The following is a 939-nucleotide window of genomic DNA, read 5'->3' on the forward strand; positions in this document are numbered from 1 at the left end:
AAATGGTAACCGGATTGGCATTGATTTCACACAAGGTGACCAAACCACCACTAAGAGCGCAACATTTGACGAACAGGACAGGCTAACCAGTTTTGCTCAGTGCCGGTATCAGTATGATGTTAACGGTGCTCTGATACAAAAAACGTGTGGTTCAACAGAGCATAACTACGACTACGATATTTTTGGCAATCTACTTCAGGTTGAAATTAAGCAAGATGGTCAGGTTAGCAAACAAATTGACTATGATGTTGACCCGCAAAATCGACGTGTGGCTAAGTATATAGATGGGCAGCACGTTGCGGGTTACCTGTATAGTGACCAGTTAAATCCGGTCGCACAATTAAATGCCAATGGTGATGTGGTTGCTTTGTTTGGCTACGCCAGCAAAGGACATGTTCCTGACTACATGCTAAAAGGTGGCAGAGAGTATCGCTATATTACCGATCAACTAGGTTCACCCAGGATGCTGGTGGACGCTGTGAGTGGCGAGATTGCCCAGCGGCTTGACTACGATGTATATGGCGAGGTGACATACGACTCCAACCCGGGTTTTCAGCCTTTTGGGTTTGCGGGTGGCTTGTATGACAGCGACACAGGGCTGGTCAGGTTTGGTGCACGAGATTACGATCCGTATGCTGCTCGTTGGACTGCAAAAGATCCAATCGGCTTTGCGGGGGGCGATACCAACCTTTATAATTATGTTTCAGCAGATCCTGTCAACTTTATTGACCCGACGGGACACATTCTGGCAAACCTGTATGGTGCGGCCAAAGATGGCGGTATGGAGTTGTTGTTCCAGCTATATGTAGAAGGCAAGCCATTTGCCTGTGTTGACTACAAAGCTGTGGTGGTCGCTGCGGTCGGTGGCCTGGCATTTGGTGGTGCGGCAGCTGCCAAAGCTTATAAGATGTGGAAGGCTAAGAAGAAGGGGTCAAAGGG

At 48.3% G+C, this 939-nt stretch carries 1 protein-coding gene; it reads left to right on the forward strand.

Going from position 1 to position 939, the window contains the following annotated elements:
* Window positions 1-939 (forward strand): RHS repeat-associated core domain-containing protein (locus IY568_RS24405; protein ID WP_228553568.1); only part of this gene is annotated, 939 nt, incomplete at both ends.

This window comes from Pseudoalteromonas sp. PPB1 (genome assembly GCF_015356275.1).
Classification (GTDB): domain Bacteria; phylum Pseudomonadota; class Gammaproteobacteria; order Enterobacterales; family Alteromonadaceae; genus Pseudoalteromonas; species Pseudoalteromonas rubra_D.